Raw genomic sequence first — 22,047 nt, forward strand, 5'->3', positions numbered from 1 at the left:
GTCCACAGTTCTACTTCCGTACAACTGACGTAACTGGTGCGATCGCGCTTAAAGAAGGCGTTGAAATGGTTATGCCTGGTGACAACGTTGAGATGTCAGTAGAGCTGATCCACCCAATCGCAATGGACGCAGGCCTTCGCTTCGCGATCCGTGAAGGTGGTCGTACAGTTGGTGCTGGTGTAGTGTCTCGTGTTACTGCATAATCACTGATTGTGTAAAAAAAGCGTCCCTTTGGGACGCTTTTTTTTGTTTATCTAAAGTGAAAAATAAATTGTCTAACAAAATTAGAGTGCTGTCCTAAAGTGATATTCAGCTGACCTTAACTGCAATGATGTCAAGCAGATAACTGAGTAAGATACCAATAAGAAAATAGAAAAATAGGGCCGGGTCGAGAAGATCTGTCAGGAGGCGTTATATGAATGCTGAAGTAAAAATTACTCATCGTGCCGGTGCAAGTTTTCCTGTACGTCGCATGAACTTTGATTTTGAACAGGTTCCAGAATACTGGATGAATGGTTCAGCCGGGCTGACTCATTTTATGACAGCATTGTCTGCCTTGTTTCCCGCAGGTGAAAAATTCTTTATCGACAGTGTGCGTGCGGTACGTAATCATCCCAAGCTTAAAGACAATGAAGTACTGCAAAAAGAAATCTCTGCTTTCATTGGGCAAGAAGCGATGCATACCCAGGAACATGTCGGCTTCAATGCCTCAGCGCAAAAATACGGTCATGATGTTGATACCTTGGATCGTTATACGGATAAAGTCATTCAAACAACGCGTAAAGTCATGGCAAAATTAGCCAAGCCTGTGGGAATTACTCAGGAAATGGTAGATTTGACTGCAACGACCGCACTTGAACATTTTACTGCGACTATTGCCTCTCAGTTGCTGACCAATAGTCATATTCAGGAACTGATGAAAGATGACACCATGAAAACCATGTGGTTGTGGCATGCCATTGAAGAAAATGAGCATAAAGCTGTGGCCTATGACGTGTTTGAAGGCGTGTTTGGAAAAGGCTTAAAGTCATATCTGTTACGTACCAGTTCACTGGTAATTGCTATGGTGACTTTGTTCTTTGTGCAAAGCTATTTTGTCATGCGTTTGCTAAAGGAAGATCGTCAGTTAAACCTGGAATCCCTCAAGGACATTTACGAATATGGTTATAGTCCGTCCAAAGGTGTAATTACTGGTATGGGGCGTGAAATGGCGATGTACTTCAAACCGGGTTTCCATCCAAATGACCATGATACACACAGTTTGCTGACACACTGGAAAGGCAAACTTGGTCTTTAATCCGAGACTAAAAAAGGGCGATTGAAATCGCTCTTTTTTTTTACTCGATTTTCAGTATAAAGTTTCTATAATGCGCAGGAGATTTTTATTGATAGATGAACGAACATGATTCGTTTGATGCAAATAGCAGATATAGATGCGGTCACCCAGATTGAGCAACAAGTGCAATCTCATCCTTGGACCAGAACCCAGTTCGAGGAAGCCGTTAGTGCTTATCAGAGCACTATTATTGAATATGCAGGTAAAGTGGTGGGTTTTTGTATTTTGCAACCGGTATTGGATGAAGCCAATTTATTACTCATGGCAATTGACCCAAGCCAGCAGGGTAAAGGTCTTGGTTTTCAGTTGCTAGAAAAATCTATCCAGTTACTGAAAAATAATCCGGTACAGATTTTCCTGGAAGTACGTAAATCAAATACAGCTGCAATTCGTCTTTATGAAAAGGCTGGTTTTCACCAGATTGACCTGCGCAAGAATTACTATCCAAACTCGGGCGGTGGTCGTGAACATGCCATTATTATGGTGAAGGCATGTACAGACGATTTTGCCAGCCTGTTTAAATAAATCAGATTAAAGCTTCTTTTTAGTGACGACCATCTTACTTGATGATGGGATTATTCCATCCGGAGGGTAGGGTCGTCATCAAGGAGTTTCCCAGGTGTTCAATCTCCGCCGCATTGAGCGAGTGGTTTAACCGACGCCATTGGCCATCAATCAGCAATTCAAGCGGCAGGTATTGAGACTTGTAATTCATCTTGCTGGAATGCGGGACCCAGTAACCCAGATAAATAAAAGGCAGCTCTAATTTCTGAGCATGTTCAATCTGTTTTAGAATTGCAAAAACACCGAGTGAACGTCGATTTTCATCCGGATCAAAGAAGGTATAAACCGCAGAAATTCCGTCATCGAGCAGATCACAGGTCGATACACTGATCAGCCGGTCATCTTTCCAGAGTTCCAGGAAAAAGCTATCGGTACAGCTTTGCAACAAAAACTTTTCAAACTGATCCCGGCTTGGTGGATACATATCACCATCGGCGTGGCGTTCATTGATATAGCGTTCATACAGCGCATAATGGCTATCATTTGCCTGCTGCGGTGCAGTAATGCGCAGGCTTAAGTCCTGATTTCTTTTCCATGCCTTTTTTTGTGAACTGTTCATGTTGAATTCACGCACGGGTACACGAGAGGAGAGGCATTGACGGCACAGGTGACATTCAGGACGATATACAAAATCGCCACTACGGCGGAAACCGGTACGGGATAATTCAGAAAGTGTCACCACATCTATGCGATGTGAGGGATCGAGAAAAACCATACGTGCAGACTTGTTGGGCAGATAGCTGCAATCATGTGGCGGGGTAATATAATACTGTAAATCGTTCAGTAGGGATTTTGGTTGATAGGAGTTCATGACAAATTCCCTCTGTTATTTTCATTCATTTAATCGCGCATTTAACGCTATTGTTTTACTTGAAAATACACCCTCCTGATACTTTTGCCAATTGATAGGTGGGCGTTTTATCACATCCTGTAACGAATTAAGATACGCTTGGCGAGAAATTGTACTGGCACCGAGGCTTAACAGGTGGTCATTGACCAACTGGCAGTCAATCCAAGGAAGCTGATTTTCCTGACCTATCAGCATTAAAGTATAAAATGCCATTTTCGAGACATCTGTCTGGGTGCTGAACATGGATTCACCAAAACAGCCCTGTCCAATGGTGACGCCATATAATCCGCCCACCACTTGATCTTCATCCCAGACTTCAATGCTATAGCCATAACCGGCGTCAAACATATCACAGTAACCCTGAATAATATCTTCGCTAATCCAGGTGTCATCGGCATAAGCACGAGGCAGTGAGCAGGAACGGATAACCCGTTCAAAAGCATGATTCACAGTAATTTTATAATCATACTTTTTCATATTTCGAATCAGGGATTTACTTGGATGATAATCCTGTGGTCGGATAATGCAACGTGGTTCCGGGCTCCACCAGCAGATTGGATCACCTTCAGAAAACCATGGAAAAAGGCCATGTGAATAGGCTTCAAACAGGGTAGATGGAGTGAGATCGGCGCCAATACAAATCAGGCCTTCTCCTTCAAGATCCACTTCTACAGGATTGGGGAAAATGAACTGTGAAGGAGGAAGATGTTGCATGCTTGAACCTGGTTTTAGAATCATCAGTATTTATCATACATAAAAAAACCGCCCAAGATGGACGGCTTTCTCATTTTCGCTGCTTAGTCTAACTTGCCCATCGCATCGAGATATTTTTCTGCATCCAGTGCGGCCATACAGCCCGAACCTGCAGAGGTAATTGCCTGACGGTATACGCTATCCGCAATATCACCCGCAGCAAATACGCCAGGAATAGAAGTTTGCGTTGCATTGCCCGCAGTACCGCTTTGCACCTGGATATAACCATCACGAAGCTGTAATTGACCTTCAAACATGCTGCTGTTTGGCTTATGGCCAATCGCAACGAACATGCCTGAAACTTCAACTTCTTGAGTCGAATCATCTTGAGTTGATTTCAAACGTACAGAAGTTACGCCTGCTTTGGCATCACCTAAAACTTCATCCACTTGATGATTCCAAATGATGCTGATTTTGCCTTCTTTCTCTTTTTCAAAAAGATGGTCCTGAAGAATTTTTTCAGAACGCAGGCTGTCACGACGGTGTACCAAAGTCACGTGAGATGCGATATTTGACAGGTAAAGTGCTTCTTCTACCGCAGTATTGCCACCACCGACAACCATAACTTTCTGGTTTTTATAGAAGAAACCATCACAGGTCGCACATGCACTCACACCTTGACCCATAAATGCAGCTTCAGATTCAAGACCCAAGTATTGCGCGGTCGCACCGGTACAAATGATCAAGGCGTCACAAGTGAACTCTTCCATGTCACCTTTTAATACGAAAGGACGTACGTTCAGATCTACTTCATTGATGTGGTCATATACGATTTCAGTACCGAAACGTTCCGCATGCGCCTGCATACGTTCCATCAATACTGGACCAGTCAGGCCTTCAGGATCACCTGGCCAGTTGTCCACTTCAGTCGTCGTTGTCAGCTGACCACCAAGTTGCAGACCTGCAATGAGTGTCGGTTTTAAGTTTGCACGCGCTGCATACACAGCGGCGCTATAGCCAGCAGGGCCGGAACCTAAAATAATCAGTCTTGAGTGACGTGCGCTCATCGGGCTATCCTTTTTGTATTTAGAAATTTATTGAATTATACGTGAAACTGTATAACAGTGGTGTGAGATTAAAGTCGATATTATTGATCATCCAAATCGATTTGAGCTATATAGAAGTGATAAAGAACAAGACCTATGTGCAGTTGCACAATACTGCATCTTTTTTCGTGTAACAGGTGCATAATAGGCATTTTATTGCGTCGTTTTTTTGAATCATAATAGCAAAAGAACATTCATGAAGAATTGGCTACAGGACAGTATATGACAACGGTGTCGAGTGCTTATGCACAGCGCTTAGTAATGACATTATTTTTGGTCTCATTTGGGATCTATCTGTTTCTTGCAACAGTGACCTATACGCCATTTGACCCGGGGTGGATGCACATTTCCAGTGACACCCAGACGGTTTCAAATGCCAGTGGGGTTGCAGGTGCATGGATTTCAGACTTACTGTTTGGTTTTCTGGGCTGGGCGAGCTTACTCATTCCATTCTATCTGTTCGTAGAAGCAGTACAGGTTTGGTGGCCACACAGCTTCCTGAACCGGCCATTCCGTTATGCAGCGCAATTCTTCCTGTTACTGACCACTTCTGCCTTACTGTTCCTGTTCTGGGAAGTTCCTGCTGATACACTGGATAATTCGTCGGGTGGCATTATCGGTTATGAATTAGGTCAGAGTCTTGAACAGCTATTGACGATATACGGTGCGGCAGTGTTTCTGGTGGGTTTATGGGTCATGCTGTTCACCTTGGCCTTTGGCGTGAAATGGAACAAAACCTGGAGCAGCCTGAAAGCAACGCCTGCATATTTACAGGATCTGTTTTATCGTAATGTCCCGGAAGGGGAGGGCGAATTTGATCGCTCTATGGCAGTTGCCAAGAAAGATATCGCCAGCAGCCCTGCTAAAAAGAGCATCTCAACGCCTGTGGTTCCTGTACCTGAGCATGAGCCTGTAGAAATAGATCCCGTAGTTCGTGACCATGTAGCCGAGCGCCTGTTTGATGACATTGCTGACCGTGAATTCAAGGCGCAACAGAAAAAACATATTGAACCTGAACTTAGTCCGGAAGATGAAGAATTTGAAAAAACGCTTGAAAAAGCGCATCGCCTGATTCAGGATCCAGATCGCGTAATTACTACGGGCGAAGTTTGGCGTGCCTTGCATTCTGATGATGATCAGCGCCATAAACAGGATATTGATGCTTTATTAAAAGCAGCGGAAGAACAGCAACATCCCCCTGCAGCCCCTACAACAGTTGCTTCAATTCAGGAAATCAAGGCACATCTTAAAACTGAAACACCTGTACCGTCTGTGACGACGAAAAAAGGTCTGGATTGGGATGATGATGAAATCTTTGATGAGCTATTGGCAGCTGTACCGCCGGGTAAAACTGCGACGGATGTGCATAGTCCATTTACTGCGCAAGCAGCTACTGAACAGCCAACCTTAAGAATTGTCGAAGACTTGCCCAAAGGTGCGGCAGCGACTGCAGCTGTGGCAACAGGCATCAGTATCCCACCGGTTTCTACGTCCGCAATACGTAACACGGGGCTAGAAACTGATTTTGATGATCTGGATGATTTGCTGGTCGAGGATATTGAGCCGCAAAAGCCAGCCCGTGCTTCCAGCTATGCGCAATCTTCCGCTTTTGTACAGGCACCGATTCAGCATCAAGGCATAGAAGTCTCTGCACCTGAAAGCAACTCGACTGCTCAGACAGCTCTTCAACAAAATACAAATCAGCACAATACCATTGATGCAGTCAAAGCGGCATTATCCAAAGAAGAATTTATTGAAGCATGGCATGAAACTGCGGGTGCTCCTCAAGAGGAAGATGAATTCGATTTTGATGCTCCACTGACTGACTCGATGGGTCGTCCATTGTCACGCGCCATGATGGTGGCTGAACGCCGTAAAGATCTTTCGCCATTACCAGGTCTGGAACTACTGGATGAAGTTGATCCGAACAAGAAAGTCAATTTCACTGAAGAGCAATTATCACGTCTGTCTGAATTACTGGAAATTAAACTACAGGAATTTAACGTCAAGGCCAAAGTGGTTGAAGCGCAGCCTGGCCCAGTGGTCACTCGTTTTGAACTGGATCTGGCACCAGGGGTAAAAGCCTCTAAAGTGACGAATATTTCGCGTGATCTGGCACGTTCGATGTCGATGGCATCGGTGCGTGTGGTTGAAGTGATTCCAGGCAAGCCATATATCGGGATTGAAGTACCAAACAGTACCCGTGAAATGGTACGCCTGATCGAGCTGGTTAAAACACCGAAATTTGAAGATGCAAGTGCCATCCTGTCGATGGCGATGGGTAAAGACATTTCTGGTAATCCGGTGATTACTGAACTTGGCAAGGCACCGCATATGCTGGTTGCCGGTACAACCGGCTCTGGTAAGTCGGTCGCAGTAAACTCGATGATTTTGTCGATGCTACTCAAGTACACACCTGATCAATTACGTCTGATCCTGATTGACCCGAAACAGCTGGAACTCGCAAACTATAACGATATTCCACACCTGTTGACGCCTGTAGTCACTGACATGAAAGATGCAGTCAGTGCACTGAACTGGTGTGTCAATGAAATGGAACGTCGTTATAAGCTGATGTCCTTCCTGAAAATTCGTAAGCTAAGCGACTACAACCGTAAGGTTGAAGAAGCCATTGCCAATGGTGAAGATCTGTTTGATCCAACCTGGAAAGCCAGTGAATCGGTGGCAGGGGAACGTGCACCACGTTTGACACCATTACCATCGATTGTGATTGTCGCGGACGAGTTCGCAGATATGATCATGCAGGTCGGTAAAAAAGCGGAAGAAATGATTACCCGACTGGCACAGAAATCTCGTGCTGCGGGGATTCACCTGTTACTGGCAACTCAACGCCCATCGGTGGATGTGATTACCGGTCTGATCAAAGCCAACATCCCAACACGTGTAGCACTGCGTGTAAACTCGAAAATTGATTCGCGTACCATTCTGGATGCAGGAGGTGCAGAAGACCTGCTTGGTCATGGTGACATGCTGTTTCTGGGGCCAGGTAAGATTGAGCCTGAGCGTGTGCATGGTGCCTTTATTGCCGATGATGAAGTTAACCGTATTTGTGATGCCTGGCGTGAGCGTGGTGCCCCGAACTATGTTGATGAAATTCTAACTCCATTTGATGAAGAACCAACAAGTCGTGGCTTTGAAGATGGTGGCGATGGTGCTTCTGACCGTGATCCACTGTATGACCAGTGTGTGTCTTTCGTACTGGAAACTCGTAAGGCATCTACATCATCGCTACAGCGTAAGTTTAGCCTCGGTTATAACCGTGCTGCCCGAATCATCGACCAGATGGAAGAAAATGGTGTGGTGAGCGCGATGGGCGCGAATGGTAAGCGTGAGATTCTGATCTAATTCAGCATCTCCACCGATAAAAAAGCCTGCATGAAGCAGGCTTTTTTATTGCATCAGCAAAGTCTTAAGCGAACTTGGCCAATACTTCAAGGAACTCAGCACTGTGACGCGGGAATTTCGCGATCACGTCATGAATGCGTTCACCTTCAGGGTTAGTAGCATTGATATCACGACCATCTGCAACGAATTGAGTCAACAGGCGTTCATAGTCAAAAGGACGCATGTGTTTATAAGCATGATAAAGCACATGAAAGTCTGCGTTTACGCCTGCAGGAGGTAATTGAGTGAGATAGGCAAACACACGCTCATCTGACCATTCTTCGTTAAATGTTGCCGGTTGAGACAATGCCATCACAAGCTCCTTGATATAATTTTCGACATGAAAAAGGCAAAATATGAGTACGCAAGTGACAAAGTATTTTTCATTTTCTCTGTCTACCTTGAAGCTAAACTTCGGATCTTGTGATTGGGTAAAGTAAACTTTGTATAACCAGTCCACTCGAAGCATCGCTTCTCGTCTTGCGCTTCAACAAAGCAGTAATTTACTTTCAGTCCAATCGAAGCAAAGCTTCTCGTCTTGCGACTGAACAAAGCAGTGCTTTGTTCAGTCTCATATTTTGCCTTGAATCAATTTGATTGACTAATCAAAAATCAAATTATCGTTCTTCAGGTAAATTGATATTCATTTCAAGCATTTCAATATTCGCTTCAGAACGGACCTGCATTTGAATATGCTGTTCATCTACACCGCGAACATAACGATTGACCACTTGCATGATTTCTTTCTTCATCATGTCAATCTTGTCCTGGCTTAAACGACGTCCCAGACCCTGTTCAGATGCAACAATTACCTTTAAACGGTCTTTCGCGGTTTGTGCGCTTGTTGGTTTTTCCTCACTGCTAAAAAGCTTACTCCAGAATCCAGCCATGCTTATGCTCCAAATAGTCGAGCTAACCAGCCCTTTGGTTTCACTTCAATATGACGGTAAGGACGCTCTTCACCCAGGAAGCGCGCAACCAGGTCATCATAAGCCTGACCTGCAGCAGAAGCAGTAAAGTTGATAACTGGCTTGCCTTCGTTCGATGCTTGCAGGACACTTGGACACTCAGGAATTACACCCAGAGTCGGCACACGTAAAATATCTTTAGAAATGTCATCAATGGTCAACATTTCCTGTTTATCCGCGCGTTCAGGATTGAAACGTGTGATACACAGATGTTTACGGATGCGGCCTTCATTTTGTTCTACTTTTTTAGTCTTGCTGTCGAGCATACCAATGATACGGTCAGAGTCACGTACTGAAGAAATTTCAGGGTTAGTGACAATGATGGCTTCATCAGCATGGTACATGGCCATGATGGCACCACGTTCGATCCCCGCAGGTGAGTCACAAATAATGTAGTCAAATTCCTGCGACAGTTCATCCATTACACGTGCAACACCTTCATCAGTGAGGGCATCTTTATCACGTGTTTGAGACGCTGGCAAAATATATAAGTTCTCAATATCCTTATCGCGAATAAGCGCTTGTTGTAAACGCGCTTCATTATTTAAAACATTCACAAAATCATAAACAACGCGACGTTCACAACCCATGATCAAGTCCAGGTTACGCAAACCCACGTCAAAATCGATAACAACAGTTTTGTGGCCACGTAGGGCTAAACCTGTTGCAAAAGATGCACTCGTTGTAGTTTTACCTACGCCACCTTTGCCTGACGTTACGACAACAATTTTCGCCACCGAATCCACTCCTGTTATGGTTTAAATCCCCCTTTTGTGTATGGGGTTTTTTGGTGTTTATTTATACATTAAAATTCCAGAGCTTCAAATACAAGCTCTTGGTTGTCATTTAGGTAAATATGTACCGGTTTTTTCGTTACGTGCGGGGGAATATCATCCGCCACACAGTAAGTGCCTGCAATAGATACCAATTCTGCTTCCAGGGAATGACAGAAAATTCGTGCTGAACTGTTCCCACCTGCGCCGGCAATGACTCTACCACGAACGCTACCATAAATATGTATATTTCCTGAAGCAATCACTTCCGAACCGCTGTTAATACCAGCTTTCAAGATAATATCGCCCTGGTTCTGGACCAGACATTGACCGGTACGCAGAATTTCATCGTGATAAGAGGTCACATGCGAAATTCGTGCCGGTGCAGCTTCTACCACCGCAGCTTCTGCGGCAGGCGCTTCAGGTTCTGCCGGGGTTTCAATGACCTGTTCCTGGGTGGCTTTGATCTGCTGTAACTGGCGATCTTGCGGAATTACCGGGAACTGGATGGCACGCGCCTGTTCCGACAGAATGCCTTCAACCACGGCCAGTGGCTGTACATTCAGATCAATCAGCAGTTGAATCAGGGCAATTAATTCCTGATCTACCGAACTTTCAATCACCGCCGGAATTTGGGGTGGAAACCCTTTTTGTAACATTGGGCTCAATTGCTGGCGGATCGCATCATGATCATCTGTATCTAAGCTAATGCGAATCGCATTGACCATTCTGCCTTTTATCCGTATGTCAGCCATAATGATTCCTTAAGACTTCTGACCTGTTCATTGTTGTCGAAGTAAATGTTGTAAATAGAGCAAATCCTAGAACAATTCGGCCGAATACTCTAGCCGAAGGTTTAAATATTTTTATTGCTGGCTATTCTTTGTCAGTTTCCTGCTCATTCAGGATCTGTTGCCACTTTTTCACTTTCACCTGTTTGCGAATGGCTTCCAGGGTTTCAAACACCGCAGACTCTACCAACGCATCAATATGCGGATTATGTTCAATCTCGATCTGGCTGACTTTATCCGCAATATGCGCATAGGCTACATTATCTGGCAGGCTGTCATGATGGGCAAAAGGCTGAATCAGCCCTTGGGTAATATTTTCGCCCAAACGTTGGCCAATGCTTTGAATCTGCCGTTCCATACGTCCGCCGACAATTGGCAGCAGGCGCAGTAACTGGGTCAGCTCCGGGGTATCTTCAATGGCCTGACTCACCACCTGACCGACATTTTCGGCAATGCTCTGACGCTGGCTCTGCAATTCTTTACCCAAAGATTGCTGCAAGATGTCGGCCAGTGCTGCGGCCAGCAGTTTGCGGTGCTGCTCGACCAGATCATCAATAAACTGGCGATGACCAGTGCTGCTGCTCAGTTCACGTTGCAGGTTATTGACAATGGTCAGCACAATCCGGCTCGACAGTTCTTCCATCACCAGGTTGTAATAAAAGTTGGCGCGTCGGAAGATGCTGTCCGGGATGACCTTGTAGCCATGACTATACAGGTTGTAGCCAATCGCCACGGCGCGTAATAAACGCAGAAAACGCAGCTGTGGCAGAATCGACAGCACTTCATACCAGTGCACGAAGGGGAAAAACCACCAGCGGGCATGATGCCGGAAAATAATCGCCAGGCCCCAGCGTACCAGCAATTCAATAATCAGGAAGGTGGTAAACCAGCCTTCGGTAATAATGACCCAGGGACGCAGTTCCGTGCGATAAAACTGCAGTACTTCCGGCAACTGAATAAAGTTGAAAAGCCAGTCACCAAAATCACTCATCAAAATGGCATTGGCACTCAGGCAGAACAGGTTGATGAGGATCAACGCCATCATAAAGATGTCGTATACCAGCACCACTTTCCAACTCCATGAGTCCTTTCTGACAAAGTGAAAGGAAGATTTGATCACCGGCTCTTCGCGTTTCTTCATAATTTTTTTGGGTACTCGCTTACTGCTCAGCAAATTTCTGTTTCATCTCATGAATGAGCTGATCTTTCTCTGTCCAGAGTTGATGCACCCAGTCCTGAAAACGTTCCCGATAGGCGGCATCTTCTTCATAGTCACCACCCAGCACCCAGTCTGGAATGTCAATTTTTCGCAGATTGACCGCAATACGTGGCACTTCGCCCAGCCAGAATTCGCCATAACCTGGTGCGCCGTCCGGATACACAATGGTCATATCCACCAGCGCATCAATTTCATTGCCCAGAATATTCAGCGCCAGCGCCAGACCGCCAGCTTTGGGTTTCAGCAGATGCTGATACGGCGATTGCTGCTGATCATGTTTTTCATGGGTAAAGCGCGTGCCTTCCAGATAGTTGAGCAGGGTAAACGGTTGGCTGAGCAGCTGTTCGCAGGATTTACGCGCTTCCAGCATATCGCGGTCTTTTAGCGCCGGATTTTTGGCAATCTGTTCTTTGGTATGCCGTTTCATCATCGGGAAGCCCAGAATTTTAAAGGCCTGTCCGACAAAAGGAATGAAGATCAGCTCCCATTTGGTAAAGAAACGGGTCAGCGGCATGCGGGTTAAACCGAAATACTGGTTGACGGTAGTATCGACCCAGCTCTGGTGGTTACAGGTCATTAAATAACGGCCCTGCATGCTCAGCTCTAGGCCATCTTCAATACTGATGTCCCAGTGGGTATTGGGTAATACATGGTCAATCAGCCAGTTGTTGACACTGAGCCAGCTGTTGGTAATCTGGATATTGGTTTGGTCGATCTTGGCCGATTTCTTGAACAATTTGGTCAGGCCCAAAGCCAGTACCGGCGGTCCATGTAAAAAAGTGCTGCCGGTGATCACTGAGCTGACCGTAAGCCCTTTTGTGATTTTTTTTAAGAGCGGTTGCTTATTGGTTTTAGATGACATAAACAGTCCTGAATATAAAAACAACTTATACGAAGTTCTGCCCAATATAATTGTTGTTTTTAAAATAAAAAAGTGTTGAAGTGAAACTGTGTAGGAATTATGGTGAACTTATGCGTAGAACAACATGAGATTATTGCAAATTGTAAATATAAGTTTATTTATTAACAAAAAATCAATGGTCTAAGCACTTTATTTCATCCAAACTTTCCCATATACGAAAAACACAAGTAAGGAGGCATGCGATGCGTGCACTAGCAATTTCAGCAGTAGTCGGGGCAATGGTATTAACAGGTTGTCAAACCACTGGTAATAACCTGGGCGGCGTAGAATATGACAAAACCGCATTAGGAACTACTATTGGTGCGGCAGCAGGTTATGGTATTTCTAAAGGGAACGCCAATACCAGCGCACAAAACAACCGTGCAGCAGCAATTGGTGCGGTACTCGGTGGTGCTGCAGGTGTCTACCTGGACAATAAAGAGAAAAAATTACGTCAACAAATGGCTGGTACCGGTGTAGATGTTAACCGTAACCCAGATGGTTCTGTTGGCCTGATCATGCCAGGTAACATTACTTTTGATATCAACAAGTCAAACATCAAACCAAACTTCTATGCAACTCTAGATAAAGTGGCGCAAGTCCTGACTGAAGATAACAAGAGCGGTATCTTGGTGACAGGTTATACTGACAGCACCGGTAACGACTCTATCAATATCCCGTTATCTCAGGCGCGTGCACAATCTGTAGCGAGCTACCTGGCATCTCGTGGTGTATCAACTGCACGTATCAATGCCCAAGGTCACGGTTCATCAAACCCGATCGCATCTAACGCAACTGCAGAAGGCCGTGAGCAAAACCGTCGTGTTGAGATCAGCATTTACGCGATCCAGTAATTCGGTCAAGAATTCAAAAAACCACCTTCGGGGTGGTTTTTTTATGACCAGAAAAGCAGCATTTTAGATTAGGCAACTGTGGCGGAGATGACTATAATCGAGCTCGAACCGAAATAGAGGAAACACTATGTCACTGGCAAGTCAACTCAATGACAAGCAACTTGAAGCCATGAAATATACTCAAGGACCCTTGTTAGTGCTTGCAGGTGCAGGTTCAGGTAAAACCTCGGTGATTACCCGGAAAATTGCCTATCTGGTACAGCAATGCCGTATTCCGGCGCACCGGATTACCGCCATGACCTTTACCAACAAGGCCGCGCGTGAAATGAAAGAGCGGGTTGGTAAGTTGCTGTCGCGTGAAGAAGCCAAAGGTCTTTCGGTCTCGACCTTCCATACGTTCGGTTTAAATTTACTGCGCTTAGAGCTAAAACATACTCCGCTCAAAGCCAACTTTTCGATTCTGGATGCCGACGACTGCAAACGCATTCTGATGGATCTGATGCATCGCGACAATTTATCGGGTGCAGAAAGCAAAGAGCTGATTGCGCGGGCCATGAAAATGATTTCGGACTGGAAAAATGACCTGATTCCACCGGAGCAGGCACATACCACCTGTGAAACGCCAGAAGACATCCAGATGGCGCATTTATATCAGCTGTATGAGCGTAACCTGCGTGCCTATAACGCAGTCGATTTTGATGACCTGATTGTGATGCCAACCCGTTTATTGCAGGAAAATGCCGAAGTCCGCGATAAATGGCAAAACCGGGTGCGTTATTTGCTGGTCGATGAGTATCAGGACACCAACACCGCGCAGTATATTCTGGTCAAGCTTCTGGTCGGGGTAATGGGGCAGTTCACCGCCGTAGGGGATGATGACCAGTCCATTTACGCCTGGCGCGGTGCCAAGCCGGAAAATATGGCGCTCTTAAAAGAAGATTTCCCAAATTTAAAAGTGATCAAGCTGGAGCAGAACTACCGCTCCACCAGCCGGATTCTAAAAGCCGCCAATACCGTAATTGGCAATAACCCGCATATTTTTGACAAAAAACTCTGGTCAGACAAAGGCCATGGTGAAGTCATCCGGGTGATTACCTGCCGCAATGATGATGATGAAGCAGAGCGCGTGGTCAAAGATCTGATCACGCATAAGCTGATGAACGGTAAAAACTGGAAAGATTATGCGATTTTGTATCGCGGTAACTTCCAGGCGCGTATTCTGGAAACCCAGCTGCGCCAGATGCAGATTCCATACAAGCTGTCAGGCGGTCAGTCTTTCTTCGCCCGGGCAGAAATTAAAGATGTGATGAGCTATTTACGTCTGATTATTAACCCGGAAGATGACAGTGCTTTCCTGCGCATTATCAACACGCCAAAACGTGCCATCGGTCCGGTGACCTTGGAAAAACTGGGCTTATTTGCGCAGGAAAACCATCTGTCCTTGCTGGCGGCAGCCGGTGATCAGCGTTTGACCATGGCCATTCCGAAAAAAGCCACCACGCAGTTGGCCGAGTTTGCCGACTTTATCCAGAACTTTACCCGTGAATTGCTGGAAGATGACGAACCGGTGCCAATTATCCGCCAGATGATGAACGAAGCTGGCTATATCGACTACGTCAAGGAAAGCGCCGCTACGCCTGCGCAGGAAAAAACCAAGCTGGACAATATTGAAGTGCTGTACAGCAGTATTCAAAGCCTGATTAACCGCGCTGAAGATGTGGACGAAAAAAATATTGAAAGCGTGATCCGTAAAATGGTGCTGCTGGATATGCTGGAGCAGCAGCAGGAAGAAGAAGACACTGACAAGGTCAACTTATTAACCCTGCACGCCTCCAAAGGTCTGGAATTTCCGTATGTCTATTTAATTGGACTGGAAGAGGAAATTCTGCCGCATAAAAACTCGATTGTGGCTGAAACAGTTGAAGAAGAACGCCGTTTGATGTACGTGGGCATTACCCGTGCGCGTCAAGGCCTCACCATTACCCTGGCCGAGCAGCGTAAGGCTGGCGGGCAGATGAAACAGATGACCCCAAGCCGCTTCCTGGATGAAATGCCACAAGATGAGCTGGAATGGCTGGGTCGCAAGAAAAAGCTGGCTGGCGATATCGATCCGAAACTGCAGGCCCAGCATTATCTGGAAAATTTACGTGCGTTAATTAAACGCTAAACCATATCATTGATATAAACAGGAATAACTGATGAAAGTTCAGGTCAAAGTGCTTGATGCACGTTTGGGCCAAGAATGGCCAATGCCAACCTATGCTACCTCTGGTTCGGCCGGTCTGGATTTACGTGCCTGCGTGAATGAGACCACCGTCATTGAGCCGGGTCAAACCGTATTGGTCAAAACCGGTCTGGCGATTTATATTGAAGATCCGCATTGTGCCGGTTTAATCCTGCCGCGTTCGGGTCTGGGCCATAAACACGGTATTGTGCTCGGCAACCTGGTTGGCCTGATTGATTCTGACTATCAGGGTGAATTGATGGTGTCAGTCTGGAACCGTGGTCAGACTGCATTTAGCCTGGAACCAGGTGAGCGTCTGGCGCAATATGTGCTGGTGCCGGTGGTACAAGCGCAATTTGATCTGGTCGATGAATTTGAAGCCACCGAACGTGGTGCTGGCGGTTTTGGCCATACCGGTAAAGCTTAAAATCTGCTTGAATGATAAAGCCTAAACATTAGGCTTTATCACAACACGCTAGAAAGTAACGCAACAAACACTTAAAATTACATTTTGTAGCGTGAATTCTGTTTTCGGCCGCATAGAATCAGTTCTTATATTAAAAAGCCTAAAACAATCATTCTCCCCATTCATATATAAAGTAGTTCTGCCATGGATATTCAACAGTCCAGTTTCCCTTTTCAGGTTTTCCGTGCTTACGACATTCGTGGCAAGGTGACTTTGCTGACGCCTGAACTGGTGCAAGCGGTGGCGTTGGGTTTGGCCGTACAGATTAAAAACACGGGCAGCACACGTGTGGTGATTGGTTATGATGCCCGACTCAGCAGTCCGGCCTATGCCGATCTGATCATGCAGGTGCTCCAGCAGCAGGGCTTAAGCCCGACCTTAATGGGCTGTTGTTCCAGTCCGATGCTGTATTACATTGCCCGCCAGTTTGATGGCAATGGCATTATGGTCACGGCCAGTCACAATGCCAAATCTGACAATGGCATTAAATGGATTCTGGGCGGAGAACCACCGATGCCAGACAAGATCCAGCAGGTGGCGGCCCATGCCAGCAACGATTTTCTGGCGCATCGCCAGCAGCCTGTGGCTGAACAGCCGCATCAGATTTATCCGGAATTTTGCCTGCAGTATCAGCAGGCATTACTCGATGATATTCAATTACAGCGCCATTTTAAGGTGGTGCTCGATGGTCTGCATGGTTCAGCGGGTCGCTGCGCTGCGCTGGTCTTGCAAAAACTGGGCTGCGAGCTGATCACGATTCGCTGTGAAGCCAATGGGCATTTCCCCGATCATGCCCCAGATCCATCTCAGGAAAAGCATTTAAGCAAGCTGAAACAGGCGGTACAGCAGCATCAGGCAGATTTAGGCATTGCACTGGATGGCGATGGCGACCGTCTGGTTCTGGTCGATGAACAGGCCAAAGTGATTGGTGCAGACCGTTTGCTGGCGCTGTTTGCCGAAATGTGTTTACAGCAGCATCCACAGCATGAAGTGGTGTTTGATGTGAAGTGTTCGACCATGGTGCGTAACACGGTACGCGCGCTGGGTGGCCATCCGGTGATGATTCGTACCGGCAGCACCTTCCTGCGTCAGTATCTGGCGCAATCAAAGGGACTCGCGGTGTTTGGTGGTGAATATGCCGGGCATTATGTCTTTAATGACGGGCGTGGCTTTGGCTATGATGATGGCCTGTATGCCGCGCTGCGGGTGATGGAATATTTAAGCCAGCGCCCGCAGCGAAGCCTGTCTGAACTGCTGGCCAAATATCCTGAACGCTGCTGTACCGAAGATACTTATATCAGCACTCACAACATTGCTTCAGCGCATGTTTTACATGAGCTTGAAACCTTAAGTCAGCCATTGGCCGCACAATTAAGTAAAATTGATGGCGTTCGACTTGATTTTGAAGATGGTTTTGGCATTATTCGAGCATCGAATACGGGCGAATATTTTACAGTACGTTTTGATGCCGATAATCCGGCACGATTAGCGGATATTCGTCATACCTTTGTTTCCATGCTGAGCAACCGTTATCCGCAGATTGCTCAAGACATTTTAGATGCTCAATAAGGAGAGGCGCATGCCACAGCAACAGACTGGCATCGACAAAGCACAGATTCTGACAGAAGCTTTGCCGTATATTCAACGTTTTATGGGTAAAACGCTGGTCGTGAAATATGGTGGCAATGCCATGACCGATCCTGAGCTGGAAAGTTCATTTGCACGTGACATTGTGCTGCTTAAAACGGTCGGTTTAAACCCGATTGTGGTGCATGGCGGTGGTCCGCAAGTCGATTCCTTCCTGAAACAGCTGGGCCGTGAATCTGAACGTATTGATGGCATGCGTGTTACTGATCCTGCAACCATGGAAATCGTTGAAATGGTGCTTGGCGGAAGCGTAAACAAATCGATCGTTAATCTGATCAACAAACATGGTGGACGTGCCATTGGTTTGACCGGTAAAGACGGTAACCTGATTCGTGCACAAAAACTGCTGATGGAAAAAACTGCTGAAGATGGTTCAGTGCAAAAAATTGATTTAGGACTGGTAGGCGAAGTAGTTGGTGTCAAAACTGATGTACTGGAAATGTTTACCAATAGCGATTTTATTCCTGTGATTGCACCGCTGGGTGTGGATGAGGAAGGCAATACTTACAATATCAATGCCGATCTGGTTGCAGGTAAAGTGGCTGAAGCCTTAGGTGCAGAAAAACTGATTCTGCTGACCAATATTAGCGGTGTGCTAGACGAAAATAAAAATCTGCTGACTGGCCTGACCACTCAGGAAGTTGATCGCCTGATTGAAACAGGTGTGATCTATGGCGGAATGATTCCGAAAGTGGGTTGTGCACTCGATGCCGTGAAAGGTGGTGTCATCAGTGCACACATTGTGGATGGTCGTGTACCGCATGCCAGCCTGCTAGAAATTTTTACTGATCATGGTGTTGGTACATTGATTACCAACCGTGTAAAATCAGGCCATCATTAATTTAAATGATTTAATGATTAAAAAGAGTCTCAATCGGGACTCTTTTTTATGCCTTTTATTTTTAGCTCTTGTCTTCTGAAATCATCATAATTTTTCTTGAGCAGAACCCTGTTGTCTTGAAAAAACAGCTTGAACCAGATTTATCTTTTTTTTAAATAAAGCATAAAAAAGCATTATTTAGCATTTTTAGCGCATAAGATTGCATGGATCAAGATTTGAAAAGCTCTAGGGACTCATGCACAATAACTGCATAAATACTCCGATACCTGAATGAAGATTATGTGCCAGCTGCTTGGAATGAATTGTGCGACACCAACAGATATTACCTTTTCATTTCGAGGCTTTTCACAGCGCGCAGGAATTACTTCAGATCATGCCGATGGTTTTGGGATTGCTTTCTTTGAAGATAAAGCTTGTCGCCTGTTTGTCGACAACCAGTCTGCGGTTGAATCACCGATTGCCGAGCTGATCCGCAATTACCCAATCAAATCACGTAATGTGATCGCACATATCCGTAAGGCGACTCAGGGTAAAATCAATCTGGAAAATTCGCATCCTTTTAGTCGCGAGTTGTGGGGACGTCAGTGGATCTTTGCGCATAATGGTGACCTGCATAATTTTTTTCCAGAGCTCTCAGGCCGTTTTACGCCAGTCGGTAATACCGACAGTGAACGTGCTTTCTGTTATCTGCTTGATCAGTTAGTAAAGCGCTTTGGTTATCATGAGCCAAAACAGGATCAGATCTTTGATCTGCTGACCGAGATTTCGCCATCCATCGCCGAGCATGGTACTTTTAATTTTTGTTTGTCCAATGGTCAGGCGCTGTTCACCTATGCCATTACCAAGCTACATTGGCTGGTGCGTGAATATCCGTTTAAGCCTGCACAACTCATTGATATTGAGGTAGAAGTCGATTTTAGCCAAGTGACCACTCCCGAGGACCGTGTCGCTGTGATTACCACGGAACCATTGACACAGAATGAGGAATGGACGGCTTTCCAACCCGGCGAAATGATTCTGTTCCAGCACGGAGCAAAAGTACGTTCTCAACTGACCCACGTAGAACGTCTGGAACGTGAGCAACTGGACCCTTCGCTCAAACGGGTGACACGTGCAGATCAGTACTGATCTCGAAGCTAATAAAGACAGTGAAAAATACTGTCTTTTTTGTTTAATATTCATGTAAAAATCAAAGATTAATAAGAGCTTATAGCTCTTATTGGTTAATTAATATCTGATCTTTTTGCTCAGAATAAATTAATTTTAATTATATATAACAAATACTTAAATATAAAAATACAATTTCACCACTAAAGCCGACTAATTCACTTCATTTTTATTTAAATCAATACCCTATATGCTTCAAGTTATGTGATAAATCCTCAATATTTATAGGTGGTCGTAATGAAAATGAAATGGGTTCCAGAATACAATACTGGTATCGATGTGATTGACGATCAGCATAAACGAATTCTCGATTACATTAATGAAATCGACGAAATTGATGTCAATACCAATCGTGCGCGTGTTAAGCAAATTCTAGAAAATATTATCGATTACACACAATCGCATTTCACTTTTGAAGAATCACTTCAAGAAGAGGCGGATTATAAATATCGTGTACCGCATAAACGTGTGCATGATCTGTTCATTAAGAAAATTGAGTCGTATCGTGACCGTTTTGAAATGGGACATTCGATTGAAGCTGAATTGCATGAAGTATTATCTAAATGGCTGATCAACCATATTCAGCATGATGACGCGGATTATGTGGGTGCGGTGAAGGAAAACATGATCGGCCTGATCAAAGAAAAAGAAAAGAAAAAGGGCAAAAACTGGTTCACTCGTTTCTTCTCATAAAGCAATTTTTCCCTATAACAAAAATTAAAGTCTAATGATCATTTTGCGCAGCAAATCATCTTCGGGTGGTTTGCTTTTTGTTTTTGATTTTCACCGCTATGCAAGGCAAAATAGCGCTAGATTTTTATAGGAATGCATCATGCAGGACAATGCTATGTCAAAATGGTTATCGCCTCTGATGGCTTTTTGTTTATCTTTTCTTATTATTGCGACCCTCGCACCAATAACAGGTATTCAGATTGATCGTCAGCTTGATTTCTGGATGTTGTGGTTAGCGACAATGCTGATCCTGGCGCTTCCAGTCTGTTATCTGGAAATTGCTTTAGCGAAACGTTCCAAGACCACCGCATTACAGGCATTGTCGAGCCTGACCCGTGAGGCAGACAGTTCACAGCGCTGGCGTGTTGTCGGTTGGCTGGCTGTGGTGTTTATTCCATTTCTTGCGGGTGCAATGCTGAATCATGCCTCTAATGTGGTATCGATTGCCAATTTTGAAGTGCAGCAACCAGTCATTCTGGCTGGATTGGCGATTGCGGCTTTGCTATTGTCTTTAATTCCACGTCTAATTCTGATGGGAATTACCACTGTAGGCGTGATTGCATCCTTGGTCCTTGCCAATGTCATGGGTACAGCACTGCCTGAATGGCAGATAACTCCGGTACAATTCTCTGAATGGGGCAACGCAACGGTACTGGCACTGGTGGCCAGCGGGCTAGGCATGGGCTTGTACTGGCAGTCTAGTTTGGCTGCTGTCAAACAGCAGGATGTAGCGACCAAAACAGTATTACCGATCTGGATTGCACAACTGCTTGCAGTAATTGCTTTTGGTTTCTTTGCGGTAAAAGCTGAAGTTCCTGCATTTGCCTTGGTTGCCGCGATTGTAGCTACGGCTGCACTGATGTTACAGATGGCGCGTGAACAGCTGCAACAGCGTCAGATAAATGTCATCATTCAGTGGGTAATTGTGGCGGTGGCAACACTGGTCTGGTTGATTCCAAATATCACACCGGTATTTAATAACCTGCTGATCCTTTGGGGGCTGGCGATCAGCCTGATCTATGCCTTGTTTGCTGGCTGGATCATGAAGATCAGTCATCTTCGTAAATCAATGAATTTCAGTTCAGAGGCGTTCTATAACATCTGGCGTATTGCGGTTCGGGTGGTATTACCAGTGTCGATTATTGTGGCCATTATTGCAGTGTTAGGGCAGTGGTTCTGATGAATCAGTCAGCGTTGATTTGGGTAGCGTATGCTGCCCCTGAGCAACAGTTTCATATTGCAGTACCATTTCAGCAGGGCATGACTGCACTGGATGCGATTGCTGCAAGCGGCATCCGCGATCAGGTGGAATTGCCTGAACCTTTGAATCTGGGAATATTTGGCATACGCTTGCAGGATCATGCACAGCTTTTGAATGCTGGGGACCGTATAGAAATTTACCGTGCGTTGATCATTAATCCTAAAGATATCCGCCGTAAACGTGCAGCGCAAAATCCTGTAGGACGTTATAATAAAGGTAATCGATCCAAGCTGTGGCAATCTTAAGATT

21 protein-coding genes and 1 pseudogene are annotated in these 22,047 nt (G+C 45.4%); 13 read left to right on the forward strand and 9 right to left on the reverse strand.

The features are described from left to right. From tuf to rimI, 3 genes and pseudogenes are all read left to right on the forward strand, one after another. Window positions 1-203: pseudogene (gene tuf / locus C3420_RS07450) on the forward strand (elongation factor Tu); the annotation flags it as partial. A 212-nt stretch (window positions 204-415) separates the two neighbouring features. Then, complete coding sequence (locus C3420_RS07455) at window positions 416-1,297, forward strand: metal-dependent hydrolase (protein WP_004811165.1); 882 nt, start codon at window positions 416-418, stop codon at window positions 1,295-1,297. 105 nt (window positions 1,298-1,402) lie between these two features. Continuing rightward, window positions 1,403-1,861 (forward strand): ribosomal protein S18-alanine N-acetyltransferase, encoded by a 459-nt coding sequence (gene rimI / locus C3420_RS07460; RefSeq protein ID WP_004811162.1) that lies wholly within the window; start codon window positions 1,403-1,405, stop codon window positions 1,859-1,861. A gap of 34 nt (window positions 1,862-1,895) precedes the next feature. Here the strand turns inward: rimI and C3420_RS07465 are convergent, their stop codons facing one another. The 3 genes from C3420_RS07465 to trxB form a co-directional block, all read right to left on the reverse strand. Continuing rightward, on the reverse strand, window positions 1,896-2,711 hold the full coding sequence (locus C3420_RS07465; RefSeq protein ID WP_004811160.1) for an arginyltransferase: 816 nt from the start codon (window positions 2,709-2,711) through the stop codon (window positions 1,896-1,898). Between the two features lie 21 nt (window positions 2,712-2,732). Then, window positions 2,733-3,464, reverse strand: a complete 732-nt coding sequence (aat, locus tag C3420_RS07470) for a leucyl/phenylalanyl-tRNA--protein transferase (RefSeq protein WP_004811158.1) — start codon at window positions 3,462-3,464, stop codon at window positions 2,733-2,735. An 83-nt stretch (window positions 3,465-3,547) separates the two neighbouring features. Beyond that, complete coding sequence (trxB, locus tag C3420_RS07475) at window positions 3,548-4,510, reverse strand: thioredoxin-disulfide reductase (protein ID WP_004811157.1); 963 nt, start codon at window positions 4,508-4,510, stop codon at window positions 3,548-3,550. Window positions 4,511-4,771: 261 nt separating this feature from the next. Here trxB and C3420_RS07480 point away from each other — a divergent pair, with 261 nt between their 5' ends. Further along, window positions 4,772-7,915, forward strand: coding sequence for a DNA translocase FtsK (locus tag C3420_RS07480; protein ID WP_103800454.1), 3,144 nt, complete (start codon window positions 4,772-4,774; stop codon window positions 7,913-7,915). A 64-nt stretch (window positions 7,916-7,979) separates the two neighbouring features. Here C3420_RS07480 and C3420_RS07485 read toward each other — a convergent pair whose 3' ends face one another. The 6 genes from C3420_RS07485 to C3420_RS07510 form a co-directional block, all read right to left on the reverse strand. Next, on the reverse strand, window positions 7,980-8,267 hold the full coding sequence (locus C3420_RS07485; protein WP_005221110.1) for a PA4642 family protein: 288 nt from the start codon (window positions 8,265-8,267) through the stop codon (window positions 7,980-7,982). A gap of 304 nt (window positions 8,268-8,571) precedes the next feature. Beyond that, window positions 8,572-8,844, reverse strand: coding sequence for a cell division topological specificity factor MinE (gene minE / locus C3420_RS07490; protein ID WP_004811152.1), 273 nt, complete (start codon window positions 8,842-8,844; stop codon window positions 8,572-8,574). Between the two features lie 2 nt (window positions 8,845-8,846). Beyond that, on the reverse strand, window positions 8,847-9,659 hold the full coding sequence (gene minD / locus C3420_RS07495) for a septum site-determining protein MinD (protein ID WP_004811150.1): 813 nt from the start codon (window positions 9,657-9,659) through the stop codon (window positions 8,847-8,849). Window positions 9,660-9,727: 68 nt separating this feature from the next. After that, window positions 9,728-10,450, reverse strand: a complete 723-nt coding sequence (gene minC, locus C3420_RS07500) for a septum site-determining protein MinC (protein WP_103800455.1) — start codon at window positions 10,448-10,450, stop codon at window positions 9,728-9,730. 121 nt (window positions 10,451-10,571) lie between these two features. Further along, window positions 10,572-11,627, reverse strand: a complete 1,056-nt coding sequence (locus C3420_RS07505; RefSeq protein WP_168381989.1) for a preprotein translocase subunit SecA — start codon at window positions 11,625-11,627, stop codon at window positions 10,572-10,574. A gap of 19 nt (window positions 11,628-11,646) precedes the next feature. After that, window positions 11,647-12,567 carry an acyltransferase gene (locus C3420_RS07510; RefSeq protein ID WP_103800456.1) on the reverse strand — a complete coding sequence of 307 codons (921 nt, stop codon included), beginning with the start codon at window positions 12,565-12,567 and terminating at the stop codon, window positions 11,647-11,649. A gap of 242 nt (window positions 12,568-12,809) precedes the next feature. On the opposite strand from C3420_RS07510, the gene C3420_RS07515 reads away from it, so the two are divergent. The 9 genes from C3420_RS07515 (at window position 12,810) to C3420_RS07555 (ending at window position 22,043) form a co-directional block, all read left to right on the forward strand. Further along, a complete protein-coding gene (locus C3420_RS07515) occupies window positions 12,810-13,460 on the forward strand; it encodes an OmpA family protein (RefSeq protein WP_103800457.1) in 651 nt (216 codons plus the stop codon). A 127-nt stretch (window positions 13,461-13,587) separates the two neighbouring features. Next, window positions 13,588-15,627, forward strand: coding sequence for a UvrD-helicase domain-containing protein (locus tag C3420_RS07520; RefSeq protein ID WP_005179787.1), 2,040 nt, complete (start codon window positions 13,588-13,590; stop codon window positions 15,625-15,627). A gap of 31 nt (window positions 15,628-15,658) precedes the next feature. Then, window positions 15,659-16,111 carry a dUTP diphosphatase gene (dut, locus tag C3420_RS07525; protein ID WP_103800458.1) on the forward strand — a complete coding sequence of 151 codons (453 nt, stop codon included), beginning with the start codon at window positions 15,659-15,661 and terminating at the stop codon, window positions 16,109-16,111. Window positions 16,112-16,294: 183 nt separating this feature from the next. Further along, on the forward strand, window positions 16,295-17,719 hold the full coding sequence (locus C3420_RS07530) for a phosphomannomutase/phosphoglucomutase (RefSeq protein ID WP_103800459.1): 1,425 nt from the start codon (window positions 16,295-16,297) through the stop codon (window positions 17,717-17,719). 10 nt (window positions 17,720-17,729) lie between these two features. Beyond that, window positions 17,730-18,638 (forward strand): acetylglutamate kinase, encoded by a 909-nt coding sequence (gene argB / locus C3420_RS07535; protein ID WP_103800460.1) that lies wholly within the window; start codon window positions 17,730-17,732, stop codon window positions 18,636-18,638. Window positions 18,639-18,917: 279 nt separating this feature from the next. Then, window positions 18,918-19,766, forward strand: coding sequence for a class II glutamine amidotransferase (locus C3420_RS07540; RefSeq protein WP_008305539.1), 849 nt, complete (start codon window positions 18,918-18,920; stop codon window positions 19,764-19,766). Between the two features lie 276 nt (window positions 19,767-20,042). Further along, the gene (locus C3420_RS07545) at window positions 20,043-20,498 is read left to right on the forward strand and encodes a bacteriohemerythrin (RefSeq protein WP_103800461.1); all 456 of its coding nucleotides are present in this window, start codon (window positions 20,043-20,045) and stop codon (window positions 20,496-20,498) included. A gap of 139 nt (window positions 20,499-20,637) precedes the next feature. Further along, window positions 20,638-21,717 (forward strand): hypothetical protein, encoded by a 1,080-nt coding sequence (locus C3420_RS07550; RefSeq protein ID WP_103800462.1) that lies wholly within the window; start codon window positions 20,638-20,640, stop codon window positions 21,715-21,717. Further along, complete coding sequence (locus tag C3420_RS07555; protein ID WP_103800463.1) at window positions 21,717-22,043, forward strand: RnfH family protein; 327 nt, start codon at window positions 21,717-21,719, stop codon at window positions 22,041-22,043. The genes C3420_RS07550 and C3420_RS07555 overlap by 1 nt, the downstream gene beginning before the upstream one ends. Window positions 22,044-22,047: the final 4 nt, after the last annotated feature.

The organism is Acinetobacter sp. ACNIH3, assembly GCF_002918965.1.
GTDB classification, from domain to species: Bacteria; Pseudomonadota; Gammaproteobacteria; order Pseudomonadales; family Moraxellaceae; genus Acinetobacter; species Acinetobacter schindleri.